The organism is Protofrankia symbiont of Coriaria myrtifolia, assembly GCF_900634755.1.
Classification (GTDB): domain Bacteria; phylum Actinomycetota; class Actinomycetes; order Frankiales; family Frankiaceae; genus Protofrankia; species Protofrankia coriariae.
The window spans coordinates 1-3826 of record NZ_CAAAFS010000326.1 but is presented as its reverse complement, the minus strand read 5'-3'; the positions used below and the strand labels follow the sequence as shown (position 1 = coordinate 3826).

The following is a 3826-nucleotide window of genomic DNA, read 5'->3' as shown; positions in this document are numbered from 1 at the left end:
CCCGGGGCGGGCAGCGGGCGGCGCATCTGCCACAGCATCCGCTGCCGGGCGAAGCCGTACCTGTCCGCCAGGGCCGCCGCCGCGGGTGTGTCGCCGTGCGCCCAGACGTGCAGGTCCGCGCCGGCCTGGTCGGCGGCTGCGGTCAGGGCGGCCAGCAGGTGCCCGCCGACACCCTGGCGGCGGTGGGCGGGGTGCACGACGACCTCCGCCTGCCAGTCGTGGTCGTCAGGGGTGGCCAGATGGGCGTATCCGGCGATCGTTCCCGCGTCTGTTCCCGCGTCGTCGTACCGGGCGGTCCCCGCGTTGTTCCGGGAGGCCGCCGCCTCGCCGTCCTGGGAGGCCGCGCCGGCCGGGACGCCCGCGGGCGCCGCGGGGCCCGGGACGGTGACGATCAGGTGCTGCGCGGCGGTCAGCGGCTGCGTCGTCAGCCGTAACGCGGCGTCGTCGGACAGCGGGCCGACTCCGTCGGTCTCCGCGGCCGCGGCTACCAGGTGCCGCAGGTCGTCCACTGTCCGGGGAGCCAGGTGCCGCGTCCAGCGCAGTTTCATTCCCGCGACATTATGGTGTTCCGTACCGACTTTCATCCGAGCGGGCCTGACGTGGCCGGAGACTTCGCGGTTCGGTCACGAATCCTGCTTGACCACATCGCTGGCCGGATATCGGACGATGCCGTGGCGGCGGGAGCCCCGGCGCGCGAACACCTGCTGGTCACAGCGTCGGACGGGCGTGTCGTGCCCGTCCGGAGATGACACCGTACGTTTTCTCGCGCCGAGGTTCCCGCCATGTCACGAAACGGCCCGGAGGTCCGGGTAAAGCGACATGACCGGTCCGGCGGACCCGGACTCCGGCTGGAACCACCCGGACCCTGACGGGCACTACACGCGTTCGGGAGTACGTATTACTTCCCGACTGTCGGAGCCGGACACCGCCTCGCCGCCGGGAAGCGGGGCGATCGGAGGAGCGACGAACTTGTAACCGACGTGCCGCACGGTGCCGATCATCGATTCGTGCTCCGGGCCGAGCTTGGCCCGCAGGCGACGCACGTGGACGTCGACGGTCCGGGTGCCGCCGTAGTAGTCGTAACCCCAGACCTCCTGCAGGAGCTGGGCGCGGGTGAAGACCCGGCCCGGGTGCTGCGCGAGGTACTTCAGCAGCTCGAACTCCTTGAAGGTGAGCTCAAGCGGACGGCCACGCAGCTTGGCCGAGTAGGTGGTCTCGTCCACCGACAGGTCGCCGGAGCGGATGACACCGGCTTCGGCGGTACCGCCGGCGGCCGCCACCCGGCCGATCGCGAGCCGCAGCCGCGCCTCGACCTCGGCCGGTCCGGCGCTGTCGAGCACGACGTCGTCGACGCCCCAGTCGGCCGACACAGCGGCCAGCCCACCTTCGGTGACAAGGGCGAGCAGCGCGGTGGTGAGCCCGGTCGTGCGCAGCAGGCGGCACAGGCCACGGGCGACGACCAGTTCCCGACGCCCGTCCACCACCACGACGTCCACCGGGGGAGCGTCAAGGAGCGCGCTGGCCTCGAGCGGGGCGACGCGAACGGTGTGGGTCAGGAGCCCGAGTGAGGGAAAGGACTCCGCGGACGGTCCGGGAGCGTTGGTGAGCAACAGGACGACGCTCAAGTTGACTCCTCCAGGGTTCGGTTGCGATGTTGGGGCAGCGTCGACCCACGGATACGTTGCGGTCGGTTCGCGTTCCACGGCCGTCATGGGCGCGAAACGAAGACCGGCCTGTGGGGAGGATAGCGGAGTGTCGTACTCCACTCCTACCGCATGAGGAGTTCTCCCCGCTGTGGGCGCTGAGATTCTCGCCACGGTCCATCGTTACCGTGATCGTTCCGTAACCAGCCAAGATTTTGATCTTGACGGGGTCGCCGCTCGTGGCTTTTCCGGATTTCGTGACTAGCTCCCGCTAGAGGTCGGTGCCGACCCCCTCGGGCGTTGCGTCGACACGCTCGCGGCCGGCCAGCGCGACCCTGGCCGGCCCTGGATCGGACGCGCTCTCGGTGACCACGACGTCCCTCGGGAGGTCGAGGATGCCGGGGTGGACAACAGCGGGAGGATGGGTCGATGGCCCGCGTGACGGTCCGCTACTGGGCCGCTGCCCGGCACGCGGCCGGCGTGCCCGAGGAGCGGCAGGACGCCGAGACCCTTGCCCACCTGCTGGCAACCGTGGCGAAACACCACCCGGGCACCCTCGCGGAACTGCTGACCCGCTGCGCGTTCCTGGTGGACGACCTGCCGGTCGGTCACCGTGACCATGCCGATGTGACGCTCACGGACGGCGCTGTCGTGGAGGTGCTGCCGCCGTTCGCCGGCGGGTGAGCCGTCCTGCCCCGATGCCGCCCCGCTCGGTGCGGCATCGGGATGGCCACGGCCACGAGGAGCCACGGGGAGCCACGGGGAGCCACGGGGAGTCGCGAGGAGCCACGAGGAGCCACGAGGAGCCGAGGACTGCTCCGGCCGACGTCGGAGTGTGGCGGTGACACCCGTCCGGGCGTCCCCTGGGTGTTTCACCCGGTTCGTCGCTGTCGTCCACGGCCGTCCACAGCAGCCGTGGGAACATGGGGGCGTGTGCGCCCGCGGAGGCAGGACGGCCCTCAGGACGAAGCCGGCCGGCACGTCGGCGGACAGCCCCCCGCGGCGACCGGACGGCCTCCGCACGGCCCTCGTCGGCCTCTGCGTCGCCGTCGCCGCTGTCGTACCGGTGCTCGCCGCGTCCGTGGGGCGGCTTCCGCTCGCCGCCGTCATCGCTGTCGAAGGGGTCCTGCTCGGCCGGGCCTGGGTGCGTGCGCTCGGAGCGTCGACCGGGACCCTCGCGATCGTGCTGGTGGCGGCGCTGGCCGCGGACGCCACCGCCGCGCTGACCGATTCCGACGGGATCGGGAACCTGGCCGGGGTCATCGGTCCCGCCGTGGTGGCGGTCATCCTCGTCCAGTTGGCCAGACGGCGCGGGCGGGCGGAGGCCGCCGGCGCTCCGCCGCGGGCCGGGCTGCCCGCGGTGGCCCGGGCCCGGCAGTGGAGTGATCATGTTCTTTCCGTGGCGCCGGTCAGGCGGCTGCTCGGGGCGGGAAGGCCGCGGGCCGCTGCTCGCCGTCACGGTTCCCCCGCGGGACGGTCGGCGACGGTCACGGTCGACATGGCCGCGGGCCTGAGCGGGGTGGTCCTGGTCGCTCTGCTGGCCGGCTGTCTGAACGTGGCCGCCATCCGGGCGCCGGACGGCCGGGTGGTCGGCCCCACGGTGCTGGCCGCCGGTCTGCTGGGCGCGGGTACGGCCGTGCTCGTCACACGGCTGTGTGCCGTGAGGCTGCGCGCGGGGGCGTTCGCCGGACCCGTGGGAACGGTGGGACCCGCCGGGCGGGGCAGCGTTCGCCCTGGCCGGCGGGCCGGCGGGCCGGCCGTCGCACTGGCTGTCGTGCCAGCCGTCGGGCTTGCCGCGGGTATCGGCGCGGGTGCTCTCCTCGGCGGGTTCGCGGACGATTCGGCCGCCTGGGAGGCGGCGCTGATCGCGGCTGCCGCTGCTGTGGCGGCGGTTGTCGCCGACCGTGCCGTCGCCCGCGCGGCTACCGGGATCTGCACCGAGCCGGTGGCCGGGCCAGGCGGCGCGGCGGTGCCCGCCGGCGTCCCCGGGCAGGCGCCCCACCATGACGGCCACCCCGCCGGATGGCCGCTGGTAGCGATCCTCCCGCTGGCTGCGGCCGCCGCGTTCGTGTATGCGGTGGGCCACCTGCTGCTGGGATGACCGACACCCGACGCGCAGCCCAGACCGCGCCGAGACGATCCGGACCGCGGTGAAACAGCCCAGCCGGTGTTGGGGTAAGCGG

The 3826-nt window shown here is 73.2% G+C and carries 4 protein-coding genes; 2 read left to right on the top strand and 2 right to left on the bottom strand.

Features of this window, described 5'->3' with window-relative positions:
- Positions 1-548, bottom strand: a 548-nt coding sequence (locus tag CM1CMNOD_RS19150; RefSeq protein ID WP_131774106.1) for a GNAT family N-acetyltransferase, incomplete at its 3' end; no start/stop codon positions are given.
- A 327-nt stretch (positions 549-875) separates the two neighbouring features.
- Positions 876-1625: a winged helix-turn-helix domain-containing protein gene (locus tag CM1CMNOD_RS19145; protein WP_013875239.1), complete on the bottom strand. Its 750-nt coding sequence runs from the start codon at positions 1623-1625 to the stop codon at positions 876-878.
- Positions 1626-2072: 447 nt separating this feature from the next.
- Here CM1CMNOD_RS19145 and CM1CMNOD_RS19140 point away from each other — a divergent pair, with 447 nt between their 5' ends.
- Both CM1CMNOD_RS19140 and CM1CMNOD_RS19135 read left to right on the top strand, forming a co-directional pair.
- Entirely contained in the window at positions 2073-2327 is a 255-nt protein-coding gene (locus CM1CMNOD_RS19140; protein ID WP_013875237.1) for a MoaD/ThiS family protein, read from the top strand.
- A 157-nt stretch (positions 2328-2484) separates the two neighbouring features.
- Positions 2485-3744 (top strand): hypothetical protein, encoded by a 1260-nt coding sequence (locus CM1CMNOD_RS19135; protein WP_013875236.1) that lies wholly within the window; start codon positions 2485-2487, stop codon positions 3742-3744.
- Positions 3745-3826: the final 82 nt, after the last annotated feature.